At 50.8% G+C, this 23,321-nt stretch carries 19 protein-coding genes; 6 read left to right on the forward strand and 13 right to left on the reverse strand.

From position 1 onward, the window contains the following. Positions 1 to 19 precede the first annotated feature (19 nt). The gene (locus FPE01S_RS05480) at positions 20 to 1,525 is read left to right on the forward strand and encodes a GH3 auxin-responsive promoter family protein (RefSeq protein WP_046367817.1); all 1,506 of its coding nucleotides are present in this window, start codon (positions 20 to 22) and stop codon (positions 1,523 to 1,525) included. Positions 1,526 to 1,596: 71 nt separating this feature from the next. Beyond that, positions 1,597 to 2,352: a 3-oxoacyl-[acyl-carrier-protein] reductase gene (gene fabG / locus FPE01S_RS05485; protein ID WP_046367818.1), complete on the forward strand. Its 756-nt coding sequence runs from the start codon at positions 1,597 to 1,599 to the stop codon at positions 2,350 to 2,352. A 548-nt stretch (positions 2,353 to 2,900) separates the two neighbouring features. On the opposite strand, the gene FPE01S_RS05490 is transcribed toward fabG, so the two are convergent. Further along, a complete protein-coding gene (locus tag FPE01S_RS05490; protein WP_245623946.1) occupies positions 2,901 to 5,486 on the reverse strand; it encodes a bifunctional glycoside hydrolase family 9 protein/polysaccharide deacetylase in 2,586 nt (861 codons plus the stop codon). A 190-nt stretch (positions 5,487 to 5,676) separates the two neighbouring features. Then, positions 5,677 to 6,885, reverse strand: a complete 1,209-nt coding sequence (locus tag FPE01S_RS05500; RefSeq protein ID WP_052955527.1) for a serine hydrolase — start codon at positions 6,883 to 6,885, stop codon at positions 5,677 to 5,679. A 35-nt stretch (positions 6,886 to 6,920) separates the two neighbouring features. Between FPE01S_RS05500 and FPE01S_RS05505 the strand changes: the two genes are divergently transcribed. Together FPE01S_RS05505 and FPE01S_RS05510 are read left to right on the forward strand one after the other, a co-directional pair. After that, entirely contained in the window at positions 6,921 to 7,928 is a 1,008-nt protein-coding gene (locus tag FPE01S_RS05505) for a fumarylacetoacetate hydrolase family protein (RefSeq protein WP_046367822.1), read from the forward strand. Position 7,929: 1 nt separating this feature from the next. Next, positions 7,930 to 8,808, forward strand: coding sequence for a flavin reductase family protein (locus FPE01S_RS05510; protein WP_046367823.1), 879 nt, complete (start codon positions 7,930 to 7,932; stop codon positions 8,806 to 8,808). Here the strand turns inward: FPE01S_RS05510 and FPE01S_RS05515 are convergent. Genes FPE01S_RS05515 through FPE01S_RS05530 form a run of 4 tightly spaced genes read right to left on the reverse strand, consistent with a single transcriptional unit; the run spans position 8,805 to position 13,404 of the window. Further along, complete coding sequence (locus tag FPE01S_RS05515) at positions 8,805 to 9,839, reverse strand: glycosyltransferase family protein (protein ID WP_072053955.1); 1,035 nt, start codon at positions 9,837 to 9,839, stop codon at positions 8,805 to 8,807. The genes FPE01S_RS05510 and FPE01S_RS05515 overlap by 4 nt on opposite strands. A 17-nt stretch (positions 9,840 to 9,856) precedes the next feature. Next, positions 9,857 to 10,690, reverse strand: coding sequence for a UDP-2,3-diacylglucosamine diphosphatase (locus FPE01S_RS05520; protein WP_046367824.1), 834 nt, complete (start codon positions 10,688 to 10,690; stop codon positions 9,857 to 9,859). Positions 10,691 to 10,724: 34 nt separating this feature from the next. Further along, positions 10,725 to 10,961, reverse strand: coding sequence for a hypothetical protein (locus FPE01S_RS05525; protein ID WP_046367825.1), 237 nt, complete (start codon positions 10,959 to 10,961; stop codon positions 10,725 to 10,727). Between the two features lie 34 nt (positions 10,962 to 10,995). Next, entirely contained in the window at positions 10,996 to 13,404 is a 2,409-nt protein-coding gene (locus FPE01S_RS05530) for an outer membrane beta-barrel family protein (RefSeq protein ID WP_052955528.1), read from the reverse strand. A 240-nt stretch (positions 13,405 to 13,644) separates the two neighbouring features. Here FPE01S_RS05530 and lysS point away from each other — a divergent pair, with 240 nt between their 5' ends. Next, positions 13,645 to 15,159 (forward strand): lysine--tRNA ligase, encoded by a 1,515-nt coding sequence (gene lysS, locus FPE01S_RS05535; RefSeq protein ID WP_046367827.1) that lies wholly within the window; start codon positions 13,645 to 13,647, stop codon positions 15,157 to 15,159. Between the two features lie 6 nt (positions 15,160 to 15,165). Here the strand turns inward: lysS and FPE01S_RS05540 are convergent, their stop codons facing one another. The 7 genes from FPE01S_RS05540 to FPE01S_RS05575 form a co-directional block, all read right to left on the reverse strand. Beyond that, the gene (locus FPE01S_RS05540; RefSeq protein WP_046367828.1) at positions 15,166 to 15,987 is read right to left on the reverse strand and encodes an SDR family oxidoreductase; all 822 of its coding nucleotides are present in this window, start codon (positions 15,985 to 15,987) and stop codon (positions 15,166 to 15,168) included. 583 nt (positions 15,988 to 16,570) lie between these two features. Then, positions 16,571 to 17,938: an NAD-dependent succinate-semialdehyde dehydrogenase gene (locus FPE01S_RS05550; protein ID WP_046367830.1), complete on the reverse strand. Its 1,368-nt coding sequence runs from the start codon at positions 17,936 to 17,938 to the stop codon at positions 16,571 to 16,573. A gap of 9 nt (positions 17,939 to 17,947) precedes the next feature. Then, positions 17,948 to 18,934: an aldo/keto reductase gene (locus tag FPE01S_RS05555; protein WP_046367831.1), complete on the reverse strand. Its 987-nt coding sequence runs from the start codon at positions 18,932 to 18,934 to the stop codon at positions 17,948 to 17,950. A gap of 12 nt (positions 18,935 to 18,946) precedes the next feature. After that, positions 18,947 to 19,726, reverse strand: a complete 780-nt coding sequence (lptC, locus tag FPE01S_RS05560) for an LPS export ABC transporter periplasmic protein LptC (protein WP_052955529.1) — start codon at positions 19,724 to 19,726, stop codon at positions 18,947 to 18,949. Beyond that, positions 19,719 to 21,080 carry a BamG family beta-barrel-assembly machinery protein gene (bamG, locus tag FPE01S_RS05565; protein WP_500778445.1) on the reverse strand — a complete coding sequence of 454 codons (1,362 nt, stop codon included), beginning with the start codon at positions 21,078 to 21,080 and terminating at the stop codon, positions 19,719 to 19,721. The genes lptC and bamG overlap by 8 nt, the downstream gene beginning before the upstream one ends. Beyond that, the gene (locus FPE01S_RS05570; protein ID WP_046367833.1) at positions 21,058 to 21,780 is read right to left on the reverse strand and encodes a type III pantothenate kinase; all 723 of its coding nucleotides are present in this window, start codon (positions 21,778 to 21,780) and stop codon (positions 21,058 to 21,060) included. The genes bamG and FPE01S_RS05570 overlap by 23 nt, the downstream gene beginning before the upstream one ends. A gap of 2 nt (positions 21,781 to 21,782) precedes the next feature. Further along, a complete protein-coding gene (locus FPE01S_RS05575) occupies positions 21,783 to 22,427 on the reverse strand; it encodes an LON peptidase substrate-binding domain-containing protein (RefSeq protein WP_046367834.1) in 645 nt (214 codons plus the stop codon). 30 nt (positions 22,428 to 22,457) lie between these two features. Between FPE01S_RS05575 and FPE01S_RS05580 the strand changes: the two genes are divergently transcribed. After that, positions 22,458 to 23,321, forward strand: coding sequence for a glycosyltransferase family protein (locus FPE01S_RS05580; protein ID WP_046367835.1), 864 nt, complete (start codon positions 22,458 to 22,460; stop codon positions 23,319 to 23,321).

Genomic DNA, 23,321 nt, shown 5'->3' on the forward strand with positions numbered 1-23,321 from the left:
AGTATTTTGCCAGTGCTGTATGAAATTGATATCGCCCGCCATATCAAGGTTGGCCCGGCTGAGGCTTTGGCAGATAGAAGAATGGATGAAAGATCCGGTTGCTGCGCAGCGTGAAGTGCTGCAGGAACTGGTGACTTCTGCCCAGTATACTTCTTTTGGCCGGCAGTATGGATTTAACCGCCTTTTTACTGTCCGCAATTTCAAACAGACAGTTCCCGTTCACGAATACGAAGACCTCAAGCCCTGGATCGACCGGATGATGCAGGGAGAAGAAAACCTGCTCTGGAATACCCCGATCCGCTGGTTTGCCAAAAGCAGCGGTACCACCAGTGCCAAAAGCAAATTCATCCCCATCAGCGACGAAAGTCTCGAACAGAATCACTACCAGGGTGCCAAGGACGTTTTAACCATGTACTACCGTTTCAACCCCGATTCGGAGTTGCTGACGGGCAAAGGATTGGTGATCGGCGGCAGCCACCAGGTGAGCCAACTCTCCGAAGACATCAATTTCGGCGATTTGAGTGCGGTACTCCTGCAGAACTCTCCCTTCTGGGGCCACTGGCTGCGGACCCCCGATCTTTCCATAGCCCTGATGGACGAATGGGAAAACAAACTGGAACAGCTTGCGCTGAATACCATCCCGGAAAATGTAACGTCTATTTCCGGTGTGCCGACCTGGACCATGGTATTACTGAAGCGGATCCTGGAAATGACCGGTAAGTCGCGCATCGAAGAAGTCTGGCCGCACCTGGAACTATACATCCATGGCGGTGTGTCGTTTACACCCTACCGCGAACAGTTCAGGGAGCTGATCGGCAAAAACATTCATTTCCTCGAAATGTATAATGCGAGCGAAGGATTCTTCGCCGCGCAGGACAGTCCCGATGCCGATGGCATGCTGCTGTTCACCAACCATGGCATTTTTTATGAATTCATGCCCGTGGAAGAGTACGGCAAGCCCTACCCCGTTACAGTGGGGCTGAACAAAGTTGAACTGGGACGCCACTACGCCCCGGTAATCAGTACCACCGGCGGGCTATGGCGGTACATCGTGGGCGATACAGTGCAGTTTACCACCCTGCGTCCTTTCCGCATTAAGGTTAGCGGACGCCTGAAAAATTATATCAATGCCTTTGGCGAAGAAGTGATGGTCGATAATACGGACAGGGCCGTTGCGATAGCCAGCAACAGGACAGGCGCAACGGTGAACGACTATACCGCGGCCCCGGTTTATTTCAGCCAGCAGGGCAATGGCGCCCATGAATGGGTAGTTGAATTTGAACAGCCTCCTGCTGATATTGCTCATTTCGCCTATGAGCTGGATTCTGCCCTGAAGAACCTGAACAGTGATTACGAAGCAAAACGGCACAAGGATATCGCGCTACGGATGCCGCTGGTACATGCTGTGAAAAAAGGATTCTTCAACAAATGGCTCAGTATTAACGGTAAACTGGGTGGTCAGCATAAGGTTCCCCGCCTTAGTAACGACCGTAAACTGCTGGAAACCCTCCTTTCTATGCTTTGATTCCTTTAGTTTTGCGGCAATCGTCCTGTTTCAGCATAGCTGCGCAGGGTAATAAACCATAATCTTTTTAGATGAAACTTCTGGAAAACAAAGTTGTCGTGATCACGGGTGCAGCGAGAGGAATCGGAGAAGGGATCGCGCTCAAACTCGCCGAACACGGCGCGCATATCGCCTTTACCTATGTCAGTGAAAGCAGTGCTGAAAAAGCGGCTGCACTGGAAACCAAACTGACCGCCCTGGGCGTAAAGGCAAAAGCCTACCGCAGCAATGCAGCAAAATTCGAAGATTGCGAAAGCTTTGTAAATGATGTGGTCAGCAATTTCGGCGGCATTGACGTGTGTGTAAACAATGCCGGTATTTCCAAAGACAATCTGCTGCTGCGCCTGACGCCTGACCAGTGGGACGATGTAATGACGACCAATCTCAAGAGTGTATACAATATGACCAAACAGGTCATCCGCCCGATGATGAAGGCCAAGAGCGGCAGCATCGTGAACATGAGTTCCATCATTGGTATCAAGGGCAATGCCGGCCAGAGCAGTTATGCTGCATCCAAGGCTGGCATCATCGGGTTCACCAAATCCATTGCGCAGGAGCTGGGCAGCCGGAATATCCGTTGCAATGCGATTGCACCCGGCTTTGTAGAGACTGACATGACGCAATACCTGAAGGAAGGGAGCGCGGGCGATGAATACAAGAAAAAAATTCCCCTGGGCCGCTTCGGGTCATCGGAGGAGATCGCCAATGTGACGCTGTTTCTCGCGAGCCCGCTGAGTTCTTATGTGACCGGGCAGACGATCAGTGTCTGCGGCGGGTTGAATGTTTAACGGGTTCGGGCAGGGTTGGTTTCAATTTTGGTTTTTGCCTTTAGCTGAAGGCGCTTCGCTTTCACGCTGGTGTGTTTTTTTCACGCCAAGACGCAAAGGTGCAAAGGCGCAAAGTAATCTTGCAGTCCTGAATGTACAATTGCTTCAGCCAGGTGAAAAGATTGATGGATTTGAAGTATCAATTGGCCGCAATTGGCGGGAAAGTCGAAAAAACGAATGCGATAATCCTGTTGTATTACCTCCTGTCAAAATAATACTTTTTCCTTTGCGGCTTTGCACCTTTGCGTGCAAAGCCGCAAAGGAATCTTGCAGTCCTGAATGTACAATTGCTTCAGCCAGGTGAAAAGATTGATGGATTTGAAGTATCAATTGGCCGCAATTGGCGGGAAAGTCGAAAAAACGAATGCGATAATCCTGTTGTATTACCTCCTGTCAAAATAATACTTTTTCCTTTGCGGCTTTGCACCTTTGCGTCTTGGCGTGAAACAGCTTCGAGCGCAGCGAGAAATCCCATTGCAGGACAACACCGAGGCGTGATGCAGATTTAGTCAGAATCGCACAAAAGTATATCCCTGTTTTTTGAGGTAGGTGAGTAATGCAGGAAGTTCGGCGGCAAATGGGGTTTTGCGGCCTGGTGCTGCACCGATATGCATTAAAAGTATATAGCCGTTTAGTCCCGATTGTTGTTCAAGGTCAGTGATCGATTTAAAGATTGTTGTGTTGTCGCGGAAGTTTTTGGCGGTGTCCTCAGTATAGTCGGCGTGGCTAAGGGTACCTGGTGTGTAATTGACCAGTTGGCGGCCGGATTGTTTCGTCCATTCCGTTATGCTGTCGTTGTACCATTCATATGCAGGCAGAAAGTAATGCATCGCGGCGGTATCGGCGCCCGCCGTTGCCAGTGCAGAAATGTTTTCAGTAAGGTCTTTCCTGAATTGTTCGCGTGTAACGAGCAGACTGTCGCGTTTTTTCCAGTCGTTGTACAGCAGGTGTTTGTCGCTGTGCGGGCCGAGATAGTGGCCGTTGTCACGGATGGCATGCAGCAGGGGAAGGTTTTCTTTCTTGCGGCAAAAATCTCCCGTGAGAAAGAAGGAGGCACGGATACCTGCATCTTGCAGTGCAACCAGGATCGCATGGCCACTGTTCGCATAGTCGTGACCGGTAAAGACAAGGGCGATCTCCTTTTTGGTACTGTCCAGCCGCGTGATGGCTACAGGTGAGGCAGACATGCGGGAGTTACCAGATGTTGGGGATTCTCCGATAATGCCATTCAGGTCATGCGCCGGTCCGAATAATCCCCGGAGTGCGTGGTGAGGATCCGGATCGCCGTCAGCAGCAATGCCCGCCAGCAAATAAATCAGCGAAGCGGTGCCATCCATGGTTGGTTCGTTGGTACTGTAGTCACCGTAGTCATCATGGTATACAGCGAGGTCGCTCTGGAAGGCGGCATATTCATCCGCATCATTTAAGGTAAGTCCGATGAGACTTTTGAAGATGGTGGTATAAACCGGGCCGTCAACCAGCCCTCCATCTATGGGATATTGTTTCAGGTGGGTGAACCCGGAATGGGGGTCCACGGGATTATCGCCATGGGCCGGCAATCCGTAAACCATGCTGGTGCCCCAGGGATTCAGGCCGAAGAGCCAGTCGATGCAGGCCTGCTCCAGTGGCCGGAACTGCTGGTCGCCGCTGAGTTCGCGGTACCACCGGCATTGGATGGCAAATGCTACAGTCAGGTTGTTGCTGCACCAGATAAACGGTATGCCGCGGTTAAAGGCATTTTTGCCGGCTTTGGCTACCACCCGCTGGATTCCTTCCTTATAATAACGGATCAGCTCACTACGGTCAGTACCTTTTACTTTGCGCGCGAGCTCTCCATGACCAATATTGATAAAAGGATACCACTGGTAGTGCGCAGCTGTGTCTGCTCCGAGCCAGGGGGTAATCGTTTCCTGTTTTGCGAAACGCATGCTTTCTGTGTGCTGGCCGAGACTTGCATGGGCAAGTTCCATATCGTCGGTCCAGTTTTCCTCGGCATAGATATATGGTGCACGCACTGATGCAGTCTGTGTAACACCTTGCCGCCGGTAAGCAAAGGCAAGCGCGGTATTAGCCTTTTCAGCCAATAAGACGCTGAATGCCGCATCCTCCTGGGCGCCGGAGGGATAGAAACCTCCGGACAATTCATTTCCCAATGCAAAGGCGCTGGCAAATTTGGCAGCCGTTGAGCTGGTGCCCTTGGTCTGATTGAGGAACTTACCCCGTTGCTGGGGAAGGCCGTTAATAAAATAGACCGGACGCTGATCTGCTTTTCCGTAAAAGGTATCGCGGCCGGGAATGCGCATTCCGGCATGATCGCGGTCATCAGCGATCTGGTTGAACATCCAGTCTGCACGCGGATGCATTTTCAGCAGCCAGTCAATGCCCCACCGCGCTTCGTCCATCACATCAGTAATACCGTTGTTGCCGGGCAGGCCGTTGGCTGCGAAATCATCACCGAAGGCTTTGGGAAAATCGCGGAATGCCATGAGTAAATGATAGGTGGCATTTGCGCTGGTGATGGCATACTGTAGATAGTCGCTGGCATCATGCCATCCACCCGTCACTGGTACAAAGCTGCTGTCGGGCATCGGACCGTAAAGTGTATAGCCATCCCCAGTGTGACAGGAATCACGGAGAAAAGGATTGAATCCACTGCGTTGTTGCCGCATATAGCGCAGGCAGAAGTCCGGCGTACCAGCATATGCCGCTGCGTCGATGACAAATACCGGCGAAATTGCATTCCCCATCCTGATACGGTACGTTCCCTTCGCGGTAAAGCTGCTGAAATCCAGCCTGGCTGTCTGCTCAAATGGCCCATAAGCACCAAATGCTTTCCCGCTTTTCCCGCGGAATACAATTTTTCCTTTTTTACCATTCTCTACTTTCTCCGCATCCACAGCCTCGAGAACGAACTCGCCCGGCAATACCGCTTCTTTGCTGCACCACACTGCTACTTTAACCGCTTTCGGCTGATAGCCCAACTGGTTAATACGGATCCACTGCGTAACCGAGTCATTTGCCTGTGCCTGTAACTTAGAAATTACAACCAGCATCGGCACCAAAGTCATCAAACCAGGAAGACTTCTTATTTTCAATGTCAATAATTTTATTACACTTGTTTCTTTGGCCAAAGGGTACTTCTTTTTTGAAAACCGGTAATTTGTAAAAGTGGATACCATACAACCAGAGAAATCCAAACAACCGAATCGCTTCCGGATTAACTTTAAACTCCCACATCCCCGGGTTCCAACAGCTAAACATCCAAACAACTAAACTTCTAAACATCTACTTCTTCCTCCTCAACTCTTCCGCATACAGCATTTCTCCCATCTCGCGGAAAAACCGGAACCCGATTGTATCATAATCATACTTGTCGTCATTCAGGATACCGTCACTATTCACATAGATCGTTCCGCTCAGCATGAAATCTATTCCATGTTCTTTATCAGTAATGTAGGCCACATCGGTTAAGAACCCATATGACCAGCCTGTTTTGTTGTAACTCTTTATTGCGGGAGGGATCGGGCGTTTGCCGTCACGGAACCAAAAGAACTTGGTATAGCTGTTGAAGAATTCTGCCGTATCATACCTGGGATAGCGGCTGTCAGAAATGCGTTCACTCATGTATTCCAGAACACGCTTCCGCTGCAGGGAGTCAATTTCGAAGCGCTGCCGCGCATTTACCGTACGCGGAAAAACCAGGGCCTGCACCATTTGCTGCAAGTCAAAAAGCGGCATGGCATTGTGCCGGGTAAAGTCCATCGGTGTGTGGATCAGGCTGTCATTCCGGTCATAATGCGCCTTACCGATCAGTAGTTTCCGGCTGAAATCATAGGCTCCGGCATAATAGGATGGTTGCTGTTCATATAGCAGGTGGCCGGTTGAATCAACAAAACGGATGCCATTGGTATGCCGGTTGCCATCCTCGTCCATCGGGACGAACCTGCGGGTAATGCGGCTGTTGGCGTAACCCATCTCCCGCAGGCGCTTGTTCAGCAATGCGGGACCAGCTAATTCATACAGGCGGTTGTATGCATCATTGTCACTGACCAGGAAGATCTTTTTTACATAGTGATCCACACTGGGATAACCACTTTCGGATGTTGAATCTTTCGTTACTGCTGTCTGTGCTGCAAATGAGGAATCCGTCAGCATATAGGAGAACTCAGTGACACCCTTTTCCTTCAGCGTATTAATCTTCTCCAGGGCAACCAGCGCCGTTGGCAGTTTCACCATTGACGCCGGATTGAAATAATCAGTGGCGTCATACCGGAGATAATAGTTCTTACAGACCGGATTGCCGTTGGCGTCCCGGTCTATCCGGGTGTAAATGAACTGCGCATGATAGATGCCGGGATGTTTCCAGATGTCCTTCAAAAATTTACTGCCTTTCCTTTTAACCAGTTTGGTGAGCCAGGGACTATTCATTTCCTGCGACAGGCAAGGTGTAAACCACACACAAAGACAGAGGACAAGGGCTATGCTACGCAACATGGCAGTAAGATAAATATTCCCTTTATTTTTGGCGCATGAAACTCGTCTCTTACCTGAAGGATGGACATGATCAGCTTGCCCTGTTGATTGATGGATTGCTGTTTGATACAGAAGCCCTGCACCCCGACCTGCCCGGGAATATGGGTCTTTTCCTGCAATACTGGGATGACGCATACCCCACTGCATTGATGGGGGAAAAAATGGTCCGCGAGGGCCGTATCTCCCGCGACAGGGGCAAACCATTTGATGAGGCCTATTTGCTGGCACCGGTTCCGTTTCCAGCTTCCTGCCGCGATGGCTATGCTTTCCGGCAACATGTTGCGTCTGCGCGGCGCAACCGGGGTGTTGACATGATCCCGGAATTTGACCAGTTCCCGATATTCTATTTTACCAATCATACCAGTATCCAGGGACCCGGTGATGTGGTTTGCATGCCGGATCATTTTGAACAACTGGATTATGAGCTGGAGGCCGCCATCGTAATCTGCAAGGCCGGGAGGAATATCAAAGCTGCTGAAGCAGATGAGTATATTGGCGGTCTGATGATCATGAACGACATGAGCGCAAGAAAGCTGCAAATGGAAGAAATGGCGCTCAGTCTTGGTCCCGCAAAGGGCAAGGATTTCGCTACGGTGATCGGTCCCTGCCTGGTAACACTGGACGAACTGGAAGCTTTTGAAATTCCTGCCAAGCCCAACCATACCGGTAAAAACTGGAACCTGCGCATGACCTGCACCGTAAACGGACAACTGCTCAGTGACGGTAACCTCGGTGATATGGACTGGACCTTTGCCGAGATCATTGAACGCTGTTCCTATGGTGTTACGCTGCATCCCGGTGATGTGATCGGCAGTGGCACAGTAGGTACGGGTTGTCTCCTGGAGCTCAACGGTACCGGAAAACGCAACAATCCGGATTTCGTTCCCCAGTGGCTGAAAGACGGCGATGTGGTGGAAATGGAAATTGAAGGCCTCGGCAAACTGAGCAATTCGATTGTAGCTGAAGATAACCCGCATTCCCTCCTTGCACTTAAAAAGATCTGAGATGCAGATTGATCTTGCAGCACTCACCCCGGCTATGAAACAGCAATGGCTTCAGCACGCCATTGCCCCGCGGCCCATCTGTTTTGCCAGCACCATTGATGTTGATGGCAAGGTAAACCTCAGCCCGTTTTCCTTTTTCAATTTATTCGGCACCAATCCGCCGGTCATTGTATTCTCGCCGAGCCGCCGCGTGCGGAACAACACCATCAAGCATACGCTGGAAAATGTAATGGCGGTACCGGAGGTGGTAGTGAATATTGTGGATGCTTCGATGGTGCAGCAGGTATCACTGGCCAGTTGTGAATATCCGCGCGAGGTAGACGAATTCGGCAAAGCCGGATTTACGGCTGAGCCGGCAACGCTGGTTCGGCCGCCTATGGTAAAGGAAAGCAAGGTGAAGATGGAATGCCGGGTGCTGGAGATCAAATCACTGGGCGAAACCGGTGGCGCCGGCAATCTCGTGATCTGCGAAGTGTTGCGGTTACATATAGACGATACCATCCTGAATGAGGCCGGCACCATGATTGATCAGCGAAAGCTGCATCATGTAGCGCGCCTCGGCGGCAACTGGTATTGCAGGGTGGATCCTTCCAACCTGTTCGAAGTGGAGAAACCGAATGTTGAACTGGGAATTGGTATTGACGCCCTTCCCGAAAGTATCCGGTTGAGTAAAACACTTACCGGCAATCATCTTGGTCAGCTCGCCAATGTACACGATCAGCCGGTAGTTGATCCTGCTTTTGAAGACGCCCACCTCCGGGAGATCGTCCAGTATTTTTCAGTGAACCCTTCTGAGATGGAAAAGGAACTGCACCGGTATGCGGCAAAGCTGCTGGATGAAGGCCGGGTTCAGCAGGCCTGGCAGGTGCTGCTATATTAAGCCAGCAACATCTCAGGATACAGGTATTCCAGTGATACTTTCTGCTGCGGGTAGCTATCCATCGCATACTGCAGCAATTCAGGAATGTTGTTTCCGTAATTTATCTTCTGCTGCGCCGGTGCCTGCTGCCACTCCCGGAAGGTATTGCTGAAACTATCATCCACCTGTTGCAGCACTTTTACGCCGAACCCTTCCAGTGCCGCAGCATTGCAAAGCTGCTCATATTGTCCGCGGATAGGAATCACCATCAATCGCTTTCCGAGATGGAGGATCTCGGCCGGTGTTTCAAATCCGGCACCGGTGATCACACCAGCTGACCGGATCATGCTTTCGTTGAACAGCCTTTGCTGTACCGGCAGGAACCGGATATTTCCAGCGGTTTGTTCTGCTGTCACATCTTTTGAAAAAATTTCAAATCGCGTATCGGTAAATGCACTGAAGATCCCTTTCAGTTTTGCTGCACTGAAGGCAGAAAGGTATACCGTGATATGCCCTTTATTCACCGGTTTCGCCTGCAATATCTCCTTCTTTATAACAGGTTCAAAAATGTGGTGGTCGTACCGGCGGAAATGCAACCCGACATAAGCAGTGGCCCGGGCATAATGTTTCAGCAGGAATTCACCCATCATCTCATTTTTAGCAGGCCGGGGTGCCAGTGGTGACTGAAATGCAGCCTGGTGACCGAGCTGCAGGGACGGCACTTTCTTGTATGCACAGGCCAGCGAAGTAATGCTTTCAAAATCATTCAGCACCACATCGTATTGTTCAACCGGCAATTCCCTGATCTCCCGCCATACGCGGGCAGGCTGCAATTGCCTCGCTATTTTTCCATACTGCAACCCGCCGCTGGTGTTGTAAAACAGGCTCAAGCCCCTGGACCGGTAACGGCAGGGAAGGTCGGTCTGTAACTGGCTGTTGCCTCCACTCAGGAATACGTCTACCTTACCATAACGCTGCAGGTAGGGCAACAGCGCCGTTGCCCTGGCTATGTGGCCGTTTCCTGTCGCCTGTACTGCATAAAATATTTTCATCTCGTTTTCATATTAGTTCAGATGGCCAGCGAGCTCACATAGAGATTGACCTCATCGGTCACTACATTGAGCACGGGCTGGTGCGTTTCGGATTTCACATGTTCAAACTGTGTGGCATCATAAGTATAGATATGCCAGTCGTTCTGGTAGAACTCCAGCGACGTAAGATGCTCCACCCAGTCGCCCGAGTTGAGGTACATCACGGCACCCTTATCTGTCTGAACGAGTCTTTTCTGTGGTTGATGGATATGTCCGCAAATCACATAATCATATTTCTTTTCGATAGCGATCTCCGCTGCTGTCAGTTCAAAATCATTGATCCTGGCCATGCGGTTCACTCCTGCCATCACTGATTTGCTGAGAGATATCCGCTCTCTTCCTGCGAGGCGAAGCAGATGATTGATCAGCCGGTTTACGAGGATCAGACCGCCGTATCCGCTGCTACCGAGTTTCGCCCAGAATTTAGCTGCTCCGCGGGTTGTGTGATCGAAAACGTCCCCATGAAAGATCCAGGTCATCCTGTTGTTGATCTCGATCACCAGCTTATCTGTCAGCTGGAAATTGCCGAGCTCAATATCACAGTAACGCCGCATGATCTCATCGTGGTTACCGGTAATGTAAATCACCCGGGTACCCGATGCCATCATACACAACACTTCTTTGAGAACAGCCATATGGGCCTGGGGGAAATAATGCTTGCTGAACTGCCAGCCGTCAATGATATCGCCATTAAGGATAAGTATCTGCGGTGCAATGCTCCGGAGATAGTTCAGCACTTCCCGGGCTTTACAGCCATAGGTCCCCAGATGCAGGTCGGACAGTATAGCAACATCAACAGCACGCTTTTCCATACACTTATGGTTTGTCAAAATTCCAAAGCGTATGTTAACCCCGTATTACGCCGGCGTTAGGGAATTCTGAAATTTGTGCGGACTGGCCGTTCACGCTGGGTGTTTCGCGCGCAAGATTGGTTTCAAGTTTTATGTTTGATTTTAGCTGAAGGCGCTTCGCTTTCACGCGGGTGTATTTTTTCACGCCAAGACGCAAAGGTGCAAAGCCGCAAAGGAATTTAGTATCCCTCCTTTGCGGTTTTGCGGTTTTGCGTGAAATCGCTTCGGGCATAGCGAGAAATACGCTTGCGTGCGAAAATTCAGGCCTATTGAACACGTTTCCGCTCGTCTTCGGAGGCTGTTGCTCTTTCGCGCTTGTCTTTCAGCAACTTATTGCCGAAACGTACGGAAACACCCACCTTGTACATACGGTAACTGACCTGGATGCTGGTATGGGAGGATACCTTTTCCTGCGGAAACTCTGAATAGAAAACCCATTTGTTGCCGGAAGAAAATAAATCGTCAACGCCTGCGGTCAGGGAAACCTGGTCCTTGCAGATCTTCCGCTGCACCGCGATGTTCAGGGCACCGAGCCCGTTGAATACGGCAACCCCGAAAAGCGATTTCGACTGGTAATAACCGGAAAGCTCCAGGGTAAATTTCTTCGGAAGCCGGAAGGTTTCAGCGCCGGAGATCGTGTAATACCACTGATCTTCCTTCACCTGGCCATTTTTCAGGTGAGCGCTCACTTCCTGGTAGTACACGCCGAGGTTGATATTGGAAGTCCACCAGGGTGTGACCTCAATTGGAAGTGTCGCCATGAACTGGAACAGGTTGGATTTGTCGAGGTTCTGTGCTACGATGGTCTGCACATTATTGGCGGTATCAAACTCATTCTGGAAATCGCCGATGGTGGCTTTCTCATAACTGTAGCCGACACTGAACACCAGTTTTTTCAGCAGCAGGTCAAGTTTGAAATTGTGGCTGATGGCAGGCTGCAGCGCTGGGTTACCGGAAATAAAGGTCTTTGGATCAAAGAAAATCAGAAAGGGCGCAAGATTATTGAAAGTCGGCCTGGTAATGCGCTTGCTGTAGCTAATGTTCAGCCGGTTGTTGCTGCCGACGACCTGCGAAATAAAGACCGATGGAAAAAGGTTCCCGTATTTTCTGTCCACGATATTTGCTTTCTGATCACTACCCAAATTGGAAGTGGTATGTTCATAACGCAGACCGGCCTTACCGCTGGTTTTGGGGGACAGGGTAAAATCGGCGGAGACATATGCAGCGGCGATATTTTCGCGGAGGCTGTAATCGGCTGTATAATCCATGTCGGGAACCCATTGGCCATTTTCTTCCTTCTCTACGAGCACATCATTGCTGAAGCGGCTGATCGTCGCTTTTGCACCCATTTGCAGGGAAAACTTTTCGTTGATCTTACGGGTATAATCGAGCTGCGTCGCCCAGATATTGATGACGGTTTCTTTTCCGCTGTTCATATTCTGGTCAAACAGGTATTTGCCTTCACCATCGGTGTATTGCTGCTGGTATTCGGTGGGATTGCTGTCTTTATACTGCAGGTAATCTATATTGAAACTGATGCTTTCGCCGTCCTTTACCGTGTGGCTGATATTGGCATTGGCCATCCAGTTGCGCCAGTAATTGATTTCCTGGTTGGCGATGGAAATCGTCGTATCGATCTTGTTGTTGACTTTCAGGTAGGAATAGTTTTGCGCCTCCATATCCCACTTGTGGTTGTATCCGGCAACAAGAAATCCTACGACAGTGCGCCGGTTGATGGCATAGTCCAGTCCAAGGCGGTAATCGTGATTGCGCTGAAACGGGTCACGATCGGTGATCGTCTCTACCGTATGCTCACCATCGGGTTTTTCAATCGTGCGGAGGATGTGGCCTTCCTGCAACTGCGCCAGCCGGCTGAAGGAATAGGACCCGTACACGTTCAACGGGCCTTTCCTGAAATTCATGTTGATGGATGCCATGGGTTGTGTTCCTTCCATGGGACCGACGGCCATCGAAGCGGCGGCATTACCATTAAAGCCTTCATCGGGATTATTGATCAGCACGATATTGATCATGCCTGCATTACCACTGGCATCATATTGAGCCGGCGGAATAGGGATCAGTTCAAGCTTTTCGACATTGGCGGCATTCAGTCCCTGGAGGTACTGAATCAGCGCATCTGCCGGCATATAGGTCATCTTTCCATTGATCGTCACCAGCACCCCGTCACGTCCTGCCATGGCAATTGTACCGGCACTTCTGTTCACGATCACTCCCGGCGACCGTTCGAGTACGTCCAGTACTGTCGCGCCCACGTTGGTAATACTGCTTTTCACGTTCACGACCATACGATCCAGTTTCTGTTCGAAAAGCGGTTTTCTTGCGGACACTGTTACACCTGCCATCTGTGTTGCTGCTGAGGTCATAGGAATCAATCCGAGGTCAAGGTCACTTGCCTGGAGGGTAAAACTTTCTGCATATTTATCCGCGAAACCAATGCCACTGAACAGTACACGATATTCGCCCGGACCAATATCCGAGAACGCAAACTGGCCATCGCGGTTTGTAGTAGTTCCCTTGACCAGTGAACTGTCGGCCGCTTTTAACAGCAGCACATTGGCATCCTGCAGGGGAGAAAGGTCAGGCGCCTGGACTTTACCGGCAATTTTAGCCTGTGAAAAAGAAATCTGGCAAAATACAGACAGTCCTAACCACATTAAAGCAGTTTTTTGGAACGACATATATAAGGTTTATGGTGCACAAGACGGATGGGCACGATAGGGCAGGTAAGTCGGGTGAAAGACCGGATTACAGGATACGGTAAACGAAAGTGGCAATGCAAAGGTAAATAAGCTATAAAGGTAGGTAAAGTCAATACGGGTCAAACGGGGAAATCTACAGATGAACAGGGTGTTTTCCCCGGTAAAAACTATTTTTGCACCTCAAATTTTGGATTCATGGCACTTTCCGAGCAAGAGATCATCCGCAGAGAGAAACTTCAGCATCTCCAGACAATGGGCATTGACCCATTCCCCGCCCCGTTATTTCCGGTTAACCAGTATGCAGCAGCTATACGGGAAAAGTATAAGGGGGAGGAAAATAAAGCTGAGTTTGCGGATGTGGTGCTTGCCGGTCGCGTGATGAGTATCCGTGATATGGGCAAGGCCAGCTTTGCCGTGTTGCAGGACAGCAGCGGCCGGATCCAGATCTATGTACGCCGGGACGATATTTGTCCGGGTGAAGACAAAAGCCTGTACGATGAGGTCTGGAAAAAGACTGACCTTGGGGACATTATCGGCATCCGCGGATATGTATTCACCACAAAAACCGGTGAAACATCCGTTCATGTTACCGAACTCACCCTGCTGACAAAAAGCCTCAAACCGCTTCCGGTGGTTAAAACCGCAGGTGAGCAGACCTTTGACGAGGTTTCCGATCCGGAATTCAAATACCGCCAGCGTTATGCTGACCTGGTGATCAATCCCCAGGTGAAAGAGACTTTTGTAAAGCGGTCAAAAATGATCAACACGATCCGCGATTTCCTGAATGACCAGGGCGCGCTGGAAGTGGATACACCTGTTTTGCAGGCGATCCCGGGAGGCGCTGCAGCAAGGCCTTTCATCACCCATCACAACGCCCTGGATGTGCCTTTCTACCTCCGCATCGCCAATGAACTATACCTGAAACGCTGTATTGTAGGCGGCTTCGACTGGGTATATGAATTCAGCCGCAACTTTCGGAATGAGGGCATGGACCGTACCCATAACCCGGAGTTCACCATCCTGGAATGGTATACTGCCTACAAGGACTATTTCTGGATGATGGAAACGACTGAGCAATTGCTGGAGCGCATAGCTATCGCCCTGCATGGCACTACTGATGTTCCGGTAGGCGACAAAACAATCAGTTTCAGGGCACCCTTCCGCCGTATCAGTATTTTTGACGCGATCAAAGAAAATACGGGTATCGATATCTCGGATAAAGATGAAGCCGGACTGCGGGATGTCTGCAAAACGCTGAATATTGACGTAGCGCCCAATATCGGGAAGGGCAAGCTGATCGATGAGATCTTCGGATCAACCAGTGAAGCCAGCTATATCCAGCCAACCTTTATCATCGATTATCCCGTGGAAATGAGCCCGCTGACCAAGAAGCACCGCACCAAAGCGGGTCTCGTGGAGCGTTTTGAGCTCATGATCAACGGAAAGGAGATCGCCAATGCCTATTCTGAACTCAATGATCCTGTGGATCAGCGGGAACGTTTTGAAGAACAGGTCAAACTGATGGAAAGGGGTGATGATGAGGCTATGTTCATCGACCAGGATTTTCTCCGGGCGCTGGAATACGGTATGCCCCCTACAGCTGGCATCGGTATCGGAATCGACCGTCTTTGCATGTTGCTGACCAACCAGCCTTCCATCCAGGATGTGCTGTTGTTCCCGCAGATGCGTCCCGAGCAGTTCGACAATTAAGCGCGTTTACACGAAAAGGTCGTTCATCAGTTTCTGGGTGGGGTTTACTGCATATTTGGTAAAGTCCTCCACGCCGGCCGCTTTCAGCACCTCTTCGTCTATGAAGAAGTTGCCCGTGCATTCGAAGGAAGGGCGCTGAAGGATCAGGAAAGCCGCATCGGCAACGATCTCCGGCGTCCGGCTGCGCTGTACCAGGAAATCCCCTCCCAGCAGGTTTTCGACGGCAGCGGTGGCGATCGTGGTGCGGGGCCACAGGGCGTTGGCCGCTATGCGTGATGGCCGCAGTTCTTCAGCCAGGCCAAAAACAACCATGCTCATCCCATATTTGCTCATCGTATAGGCCAGGTGGGGAGCGAACCAGCGGGGATCCATATTCAGTGGTGGGGAAAGATTGAGGATATGGGGATTCAGGGCATCTTTCAGATAAGGAATGCAGGCTTTGGAAACCAGGAATGTGCCCCTTACATTAATGCCGTTCATCAGGTCGAACCGTTTGGCTTCGGTCTGTTCCGTTGCCGTGAGGCTGATCGCGCTGGCATTGTTAATCAGGATGTCGATTCCGCCGAGCGCATCAGCTGCGGCTTTCACGCCATTCTGAATACTGTCTTCATACCGGATATCCACCTGGAGCGGAACGACTTTTGGGGCGCCGGCTTTGCGGATCTCCTCCGCGGCCGTATAAATAGTGCCTTCAAGCCGGGGATGCGGTTCAACGGTTTTTGCGGCTATTGCAATATTGGCGCCGGCTTGCGCCAAACGGAGTGCAATCGCTTTTCCAATACCGCGGCTTCCGCCAGTGATCAATACATTTTTGTTCTCAAATGGCATTGTGGGTCGGGTTTAAGGGAAAGATAATAGCATTCTTCGATATAGGAGCCTCGTAAATTTACGAGACCGTCCGTAATTCATGAAGCACGCAGATTCAGCAATAGTGCTCTTGCGAACCAGGGGGGTGGTTTATACTTTTGTTATGTCAGTTGATCACGACGATATCCAAGATCCTAAGAAAAATCAGCATCCAAAATCCTTAAGACCAAATCCAGATCCAGAAAGACCAAGCCAATTCCTAAGAAAGACCAGAACGATCCAATTATCCAAAATCCAAGTTTTCGAAATCCAGATCCAAAAGAAAAACGAGTTTAGAATCCAGTATCATCCAATCCAAGATCCTGAAAAAGACCTGAAAATTTGTACCTATTGATGACCTAGTCCAAGTTAGTTCTGAACCGTACAAAAAAATTGAAATCCCGGTGTTCCAGCACCGGGATTTTGCTGTTTAGGAGTTTAAAAGTTTAGTTGTTTAGAAGTTGGGACCCGGTAACCCGTACCCCATCCAGGCTGAATTTTATGAGCCGGTCAGAATCAGAAGTCTCCAAAGATTATTTTCAGTACATAACCTATTCACAACCAGTCACCTTTCAGGGCCGAGCGCCACTGTTTTCACGTTTACAAATTCGTGGATTCCTGATTTGCCGAGTTCCCGGCCATAACCTGACTTCTTAATTCCGCCGAAGGGCAGGCGCGGGTCAGATTTTACCAGGGAATTGATGAATACTGCCCCGCTTTGGATCTTTCCGGCCAGTGCCAGGCCTTTTTCTTCGTCCCGCGTCCAGATACTGGCGGCGAGTCCGTAAGTGGAGGCATTAGCCAGTTTCACGGCCTCCTCCTCGTCTGCCGCCCGGGTCAGGACGGCCAGCGGACCAAAGGTCTCTTCATCGAAGGCAGGCATACCAGGTACGGCATCGAGCAATAATCCCGGTTTGATGCGGCAGCCAGTCACCTCCCCGCCCCTTACCAGCCTTGCCCCCCGCTGCACGGAAGCCTGCCATTGCCGTCGCAGGTTTTCCGCGAGATCCGGCCTTGCGACCGGAGCGGTGGTCGTCAGCGGATCCCTGGGATCACCCGTCCTCAGGTTGTCCATCCCAGCCTGTAGCGCTTCCAGGAATGCCTGGTACACCTGGGCGATCACTATGAACCGCTTGGCACCGATGCAGGATTGTCCCGCATTCAGAAAGCGCGATTGAATGGCCGTCGCCACTGCCTGGCTGATATCGGCATCCGCGAGTACGATCAGCGGATCGGAACCGCCCAGTTCAAGCACGGTCTTTTTAATCTGGCTTCCGGCCAGTGCCGCCAGGGACGCACCCGCCCTTTCACTGCCGGTCAGGGTGGCCGCCTGTACGATACCGGATTCCATGACCATTTGCAGTAGGGGTATGTCAATTATCAGGCTCTGGAATACGCCTTCCGGAGCCCCGGCTTTCTGGAATAATGCAGCTATCGCGAGGGAACAGCCACTGACGTTCGGCGCATGCTTCAGCAGGGTAACGTTTCCGGCCATCAGGGTGGGTGCTGCATAGCGGAATACCTGCCAGAATGGAAAATTCCAGGGCATGATCCCCAGCACCGCACCAACAGGTTCATACCTTACCAGGCTTTTCCGGTAACCGGCTTCAATGATTTCGGGCTGCAAGAAAGTTTCTGCATTATCGGCATAGTAGTCACAAACCCAAGCGCTCTTTTCCACTTCCCCCCGGGCTTCGCCAATGATCTTGCCCATTTCCATCGTGATGAGTTCCGCATAGGTGTCCTTATCCTCCCGCAGCAAACGGGCAACTTCCCGGAGCACCCTGCCCCTTTCCGCAAACCCCGATGATGACCATTCCGGATATGCCCACTGTGCCTGTGATAATGCCAGTGAGACCTGGTTTGAACTCATTAACGGATACACTGCAACCGGGTCACCCGTATATGGATGGATGGAGGTAAAATGTTCCATAACGATGGTTTAAGCCAGGTTCATTTCCGGCTTGTTCGTTAGAATATTTTCAATCTGCTGTTTCCAGTCGTCGGTCAGTTTTGGCAGTACGGAAAGGGCCTCAAGATTCTGGATCAGCTGCTCTTTTCTGGTGGCGCCCAAAATTGCCGTGGTGGTATTGGGATTGCTGATGGTCCAGGCTATTGCCAGCGACGGTAAGGCGACGCCCATGTTGTCGGCAAGTGTTTTCAGTTTCCGGAGTTTGCCGATCTTTTCCTCCTGCAGCCAGCGGTCGCGCAGCCAGCCGTATTCATCCATGCTAAGGCGGGACCCTTCCGGCAATCCATTCAGGTATTTGCCTGTCAGAAATCCCGCAGCGAGCGGACTCCAGATAGTAGTACCCAATCCCACATTGCGGAAAACAGGCAGGTAATCCATTTCCATCTTGTACCGTTCGAACATGTTGTATTGCGGTTGTTCCACCACCGGGCCAATGAGGTTGTATTGCTGGGCGACCCGGTGCGCTTCCATGATCTCGGCAGCGCTCCACATGCTGGTACCCCAATACAGTACTTTACCCTGGGCGATGAGATGATGCATGGTCCATACGACTTCTTCTATGGGTACTGAGGGGTCGGGCCGATGGCAGAAATATATATCCAGGTAATCGGTCTGCAGGCGGCCCAGGGCTTCGTGGCAGGCTTCAACGATATGTTTGCGGCTGAGGCCATGCTGGTTCGGCCGGTTGTTCTCACGGGAACCAAAGAAAACTTTTGAAGACAAAACATAGCAACTGCGTTCCCAGTTTTTTCCTTTCAGCACGCGTCCCATCATCCTTTCACTTTCTCCGCGGGCATAGCCTTCGGCATTGTCAAAGAAATTGATGCCGTTATCGTAAGCCACGCCCATCAGTTCATCAGCTGTATTGTCGTGGATCTGCTGGTGAAAACTGACCCAGCTGCCAAAACTCAGCACACTTAATTGCAGGCCGGAGCGGCCCATGCGGCGATATTCCATATGTAGCTTTTTTTATTCTTCTACGTGCGTGGGTACGGGTCGTGGTGCGGGGCGGTTTAGCGGTCGCAGGGGTGGTCGTTTTCCGTCGGGCAACAGGGTTGGCGGGGTAAATCCTCTCCGCCTGGGGGTATCGGCCCGGGGTGGCGGCGTGGCACCGGGTTTTATTTCAGCAGCCGTTCCGGCAGCTGCTTCCCGCGCATGGGAAAGCGAATCGCGTTTGGTGGAGTCAATGGGCGTGGATTCCACTGGGAATCCGCCTTTCGGCACCAGCACCGTTCCATTGATTTTGTCCAGCACGTACCAGTTGAAGGATTGGTCCGCCTCCAGGCCTTCACCGAAGATTATTTTGTCCGGCTGATGGATTTGTACTGGCTTGTCTGTGTAAAATTTTTCCGAGTTCTGGTCCCACCACAATTCCTTGCACTTCAAAGTGTCTTTCTTCAAATTGAATACCATCACGCTGTCGCGGAGGAACACGCGGCGTTCATTTTCCCGGTATCGTCCGTATTTGGCATTCAGCTGGCTTTCAATCACGAGGCTGTCGTTGTAAAAATCGACGTGCAGCGATTTGGGAAATTCGAGGTAAGGGGAGTCTGTCTGATAGCGGTTCATGACGGGCGCGGTAAGCCGCGCTTTCATTTTGCCGCCCTGGCTCAGGTAGCTTTCCACCTGTTTGGCTTCTTCCACGGCGACTTTTTTCCCGGTCAGCTCCCGGATCTCCTCGTAGGTGTTTTCACAACCCGCTGCTAATACGAGCAATAAAAGGAAAATATAACGGTAGCCGTTAGTCATATTTCTTTTTGACAAACCAAAGATCGCTCAGGGTGAATCCCAGAGAGAGCCGGAACTGATTCTCCTGCAATTTAGTGGTATTGTCGCCCCTTCTGCCATATTCGAGGGCAAGGTTGATATTGGTGTACTGGTTGCTGAAACGGTTGGGGCGAACCGGGAATCCGAATCCGAGGCTGCCAGCCCATTCGTTGATGGTTTTTCCGTTGAGGCTGATGTAGTCCGGGCCGTAATTGAAGCCGAAGCGGTAGGATACGCGACCCCAGTAGTTGGTTCCGAATGCGTTCGGTACAAACTGTCCGCCGGCTTTGATCTTCCAGTTGGAAGCTACGCTGTCCTTCTCACCGAAGAAACGGTAATCGTCCCAATTGGTCTGCTGGAAATCCACACCAAACAGCCATTTGTCCTGACGCTCGAGGGTGAAACCAACGCCGTACGAGGCGGGGAAGGTAACCTTACCGGATTGGTCCACATTGGAATAGACCGTATCTACAGGGATCACGACGTTGGCAGCGTCAAACACAAAGGTTTCGGCAACCTGGTCGCGGTGGGCGTTAAAATCATTTTTGATGGTGCCGGTAGCACCCAGCACCAGGCGCATGTTGGAATTAAGCCTGATGGAGTATTGCAGGCCACCCTGTACAAACAAGCCACCAAAATTGGACTTGCTTTCAAAGTTGCCTTTGTAATAAAAAACAGAATCGTTGAGCATTTCCTTCCGGGTAGTCAGGTCTTTTGACCCGAAATAATACCCGCCCTGCACACCGATACTAAGATTTTTGAAAGCCTTTGCAAGGCCCATATATGCCTGGTAAGATCCGCCATTGCCCTGGTAGCTGGTGAGTACGGAATCTATCGGGTTTCCGGTTTCAGGATTATGGGCGCGTTCCACTTCCAGCACCTGGTAGTTGACCCGGCTGATCGGACGCAGGCCCAGTACCATAGCGATGTTTCTTTTCCGGCTCAGGGGTATGCCGAGCTGTACGTAGGAAATATTCGCGTAGGAGGCTTTGTAGTTGGCAATGTCGTTCTGCTGTTTGAGCACCTGGTTCTGGAGTTCCAGGCCGATATCGAAAGAAGTGATCTTCAGTTTCGCGTAGGAAGCGGGATTGAGGAAGTTGAGTGTCTGGGAATGCGGATAGATCATTTTGAAATCATACCGCGGGTCGTAATCCACGTATCCGATACCGAAACCACCCATACCGCGGGTAGCGATCGGGGTACTGGAAACCATATTTCCCCAGCCATAACGGGAATAGGGTGAGTTCTCCTGCGCTGCGGCACTAATAACAGAAACAGTTAATATGAGAAGTAGCAGAGAAGTTTTTGGTCGCTTAGTTGCACGCACTGATCGCATAGAGTCCTTTAAATATTAAATCTTGGTCGGCAAATATCCTGTTTTTCAGGTGAGGCACAAAATAGGCAGAATTACCCCCGGTTAACACCACGTTAAAGTTCCCGTATCTTTCCGCATAGGCATCAATGAAACCGTCAATTTCTTTGGCCATTCCGAGGATCACCCCGCTGGTGATATTGGTCACGGTATCGTAGCCGATGAGGGGGAAATTCCAGTCTTCGTCCACCAGGGGCAGTTTGGCGGTATAGTCTTTCAGGCTCCGGAAACGCATATCCATGCCGGGGGAAATACCGCCGCCCAGGAATTCGTGGCGGCTGTTCACGAAGTTGTAGGTAATACAGGTACCCAGGGCGATGGCCAGGTTGTTTTTTCCGGGGAAAAGGTCTACCACAGCGGCGCAAAGGGCAAGCCTGTCGGCACCGATTGTGGCGGGTTTGCCTACCGGCGTTGTGAACGGCAGTTTTGATTTATGGGAAAGCAGGTGAAACCTGGTGTTTTGTTCCAGCAGGCCGATCATTGCGGGGTCATGGTTGATCACGGAAGAAAGGATGGTACGGTCGGGCTGCAGCTGTTCCAGCAGGGCCTTTACGGAAGTGACGCTGGTATCGGGCAGTACGCCGGTGGTTTCCAGCCTGTTGTCGTCAAAGAATGCAAATTTCTGGCGGGTGTTTCCAAAATCAAGGCAAAGGGTCGTGGCCATGCTTATCTGTCTAGATCGAACGAAGATAGGTTTTTAAAATGCCCGTTCAGTTTCACTCTTTCTTTGAGCGTACCCATGGCCGACAGTACCGGAAGTACCCTTGCCAGGTGACGTTTAAGGTATTCCTGGCGCTGTACCTCAGCCAGCAGGGTGAGCATTTCATATTCTTCTTCAAGCGTCAGCCCGGCATGATGTGCAACGTCGTAGCTGTTCAGCTGGTCATCCGGTTTGGGAAAATCCTTTTGTACATCCAGCAACCGGTGCAATTCGCGGATGCCGGCAATAAGTTTTCCCATGATCCCCGGAATGCCGGAACCTGTGATGTTTTCGGGGTAGGTGACGATTGCGCCGCTGTAAAGTTTCTCCGGGATCTCTTTAACGGTTTCGAGTATGCGAAATACTTCTATCCCTTCAGTACGGATATCCATTTCGCCATTCGTATATCGTTTACAGATCTCCGTTAGTTTTACCAGCATGCCGAGTTCGGCTACTTTCTGGTTGATCACCACAGGGATGCCGAAGGGTCTGCCGGTTCGTGAACATTCTGTGATCAGTTGTTTGTACCGCGGCTCAAATATGTGGAGATTGAGCGTTTCGCCCGGATAAACCACGATTCCCAGTGGAAATATGGGAATGAAATTTGTCATGCAGATGTTTATCTTCGTTCAATAAAGGTTATGAAAATCACCGGATTTACGATCATAAAAAATGCTGTGCGGAACGATTACCCGATTGTGGAGGCGATCCGTTCCATTCTGCCCGTGGTAGACGACATGATTGTACTGGTGGGTGACAGTGATGATGATACTGAGGGGCTGATCAGGAGCATCAATTCTCCCAAGATCAGGATCCATCATTCCGTGTGGAACAAATCCCTCAACCGGGGTGGTGAAGTACTGGCTGAGGAAACCAATAAGGCTTTTGATCTTATCGGCGAGGATACGGACTGGGCTTTTTACATCCAGGGTGATGAATGCATACACGAAAAATATCATCCGGCCATTCGTGCTGCGGCAGTGGAATACCTTCACCATAAAAATGTAGATGGTCTGCTGTTCAATTACTTACACTTTTACGGAACATATGATTATGTGGGTGACAGCCGTAAATGGTACCATAAGGAAGTAAGGATTATCCGTAACGATAAAAGTATCCGCGCCTACCGGGATGCACAGGGATTCCGGCGCGGCAAGTCCAAGCTGCGGGTGAAGCAGATCAATGCCTGGGTGTATCATTATGGCTGGGTGAAAAGCGAGGCCAATATCAAGGCCAAGATTTCCAATGCGGAAGAGCTCTGGCAGGAAAGGAAAACGGCTGAAATACCAGAAGCTGTTGTATTTGACGTAAATGATTACGACTCTCTTTCTTTGTTCAGGGATACACACCCGGCTGTCATGAAAGAACGGATTGCCCGGCAGAACTGGCAGTTCAATTTCGATACCACGAAAAAGAATTTTGGCTTTAAAGACAGATTGCTGCACTGGTTCGAATTGAAGACCGGCATCCGGTTATTTGACTTCCGCAACTACAGGATTATTTAA

Source organism: Flavihumibacter petaseus NBRC 106054 (assembly GCF_000974785.1).
Classification (GTDB): Bacteria; Bacteroidota; Bacteroidia; order Chitinophagales; family Chitinophagaceae; genus Flavihumibacter; species Flavihumibacter petaseus.

Excerpts from the sequence above, each read along its gene's own strand:
- FPE01S_RS05480 (WP_046367817.1), top strand. The coding sequence starts at position 20 with ATGAAATTGATATCGCCCGCCATATCAAGGTTGGCCCGGCTGAGGCTT.
- fabG (WP_046367818.1), top strand. The coding sequence starts at position 1,597 with ATGAAACTTCTGGAAAACAAAGTTGTCGTGATCACGGGTGCAGCGAGA.
- FPE01S_RS05500 (WP_052955527.1), bottom strand. The coding sequence starts at position 6,885 with ATGTTGCGTAGCATAGCCCTTGTCCTCTGTCTTTGTGTGTGGTTTACA.
- FPE01S_RS05505 (WP_046367822.1), top strand. The coding sequence starts at position 6,921 with ATGAAACTCGTCTCTTACCTGAAGGATGGACATGATCAGCTTGCCCTG.
- FPE01S_RS05510 (WP_046367823.1), top strand. The coding sequence starts at position 7,930 with ATGCAGATTGATCTTGCAGCACTCACCCCGGCTATGAAACAGCAATGG.
- FPE01S_RS05515 (WP_072053955.1), bottom strand. The coding sequence starts at position 9,839 with ATGAAAATATTTTATGCAGTACAGGCGACAGGAAACGGCCACATAGCC.
- FPE01S_RS05520 (WP_046367824.1), bottom strand. The coding sequence starts at position 10,690 with ATGGAAAAGCGTGCTGTTGATGTTGCTATACTGTCCGACCTGCATCTG.
- FPE01S_RS05525 (WP_046367825.1), bottom strand. The coding sequence starts at position 10,961 with ATGCCCGAAGCGATTTCACGCAAAACCGCAAAACCGCAAAGGAGGGAT.
- FPE01S_RS05530 (WP_052955528.1), bottom strand. The coding sequence starts at position 13,404 with ATGTGGTTAGGACTGTCTGTATTTTGCCAGATTTCTTTTTCACAGGCT.
- lysS (WP_046367827.1), top strand. The coding sequence starts at position 13,645 with ATGGCACTTTCCGAGCAAGAGATCATCCGCAGAGAGAAACTTCAGCAT.
- FPE01S_RS05540 (WP_046367828.1), bottom strand. The coding sequence starts at position 15,987 with ATGCCATTTGAGAACAAAAATGTATTGATCACTGGCGGAAGCCGCGGT.
- FPE01S_RS05550 (WP_046367830.1), bottom strand. The coding sequence starts at position 17,938 with ATGGAACATTTTACCTCCATCCATCCATATACGGGTGACCCGGTTGCA.
- FPE01S_RS05555 (WP_046367831.1), bottom strand. The coding sequence starts at position 18,934 with ATGGAATATCGCCGCATGGGCCGCTCCGGCCTGCAATTAAGTGTGCTG.
- lptC (WP_052955529.1), bottom strand. The coding sequence starts at position 19,726 with ATGACTAACGGCTACCGTTATATTTTCCTTTTATTGCTCGTATTAGCA.
- bamG (WP_500778445.1), bottom strand. The coding sequence starts at position 21,080 with ATGCGATCAGTGCGTGCAACTAAGCGACCAAAAACTTCTCTGCTACTT.
- FPE01S_RS05570 (WP_046367833.1), bottom strand. The coding sequence starts at position 21,780 with ATGGCCACGACCCTTTGCCTTGATTTTGGAAACACCCGCCAGAAATTT.
- FPE01S_RS05575 (WP_046367834.1), bottom strand. The coding sequence starts at position 22,427 with ATGACAAATTTCATTCCCATATTTCCACTGGGAATCGTGGTTTATCCG.
- FPE01S_RS05580 (WP_046367835.1), top strand. The coding sequence starts at position 22,458 with ATGAAAATCACCGGATTTACGATCATAAAAAATGCTGTGCGGAACGAT.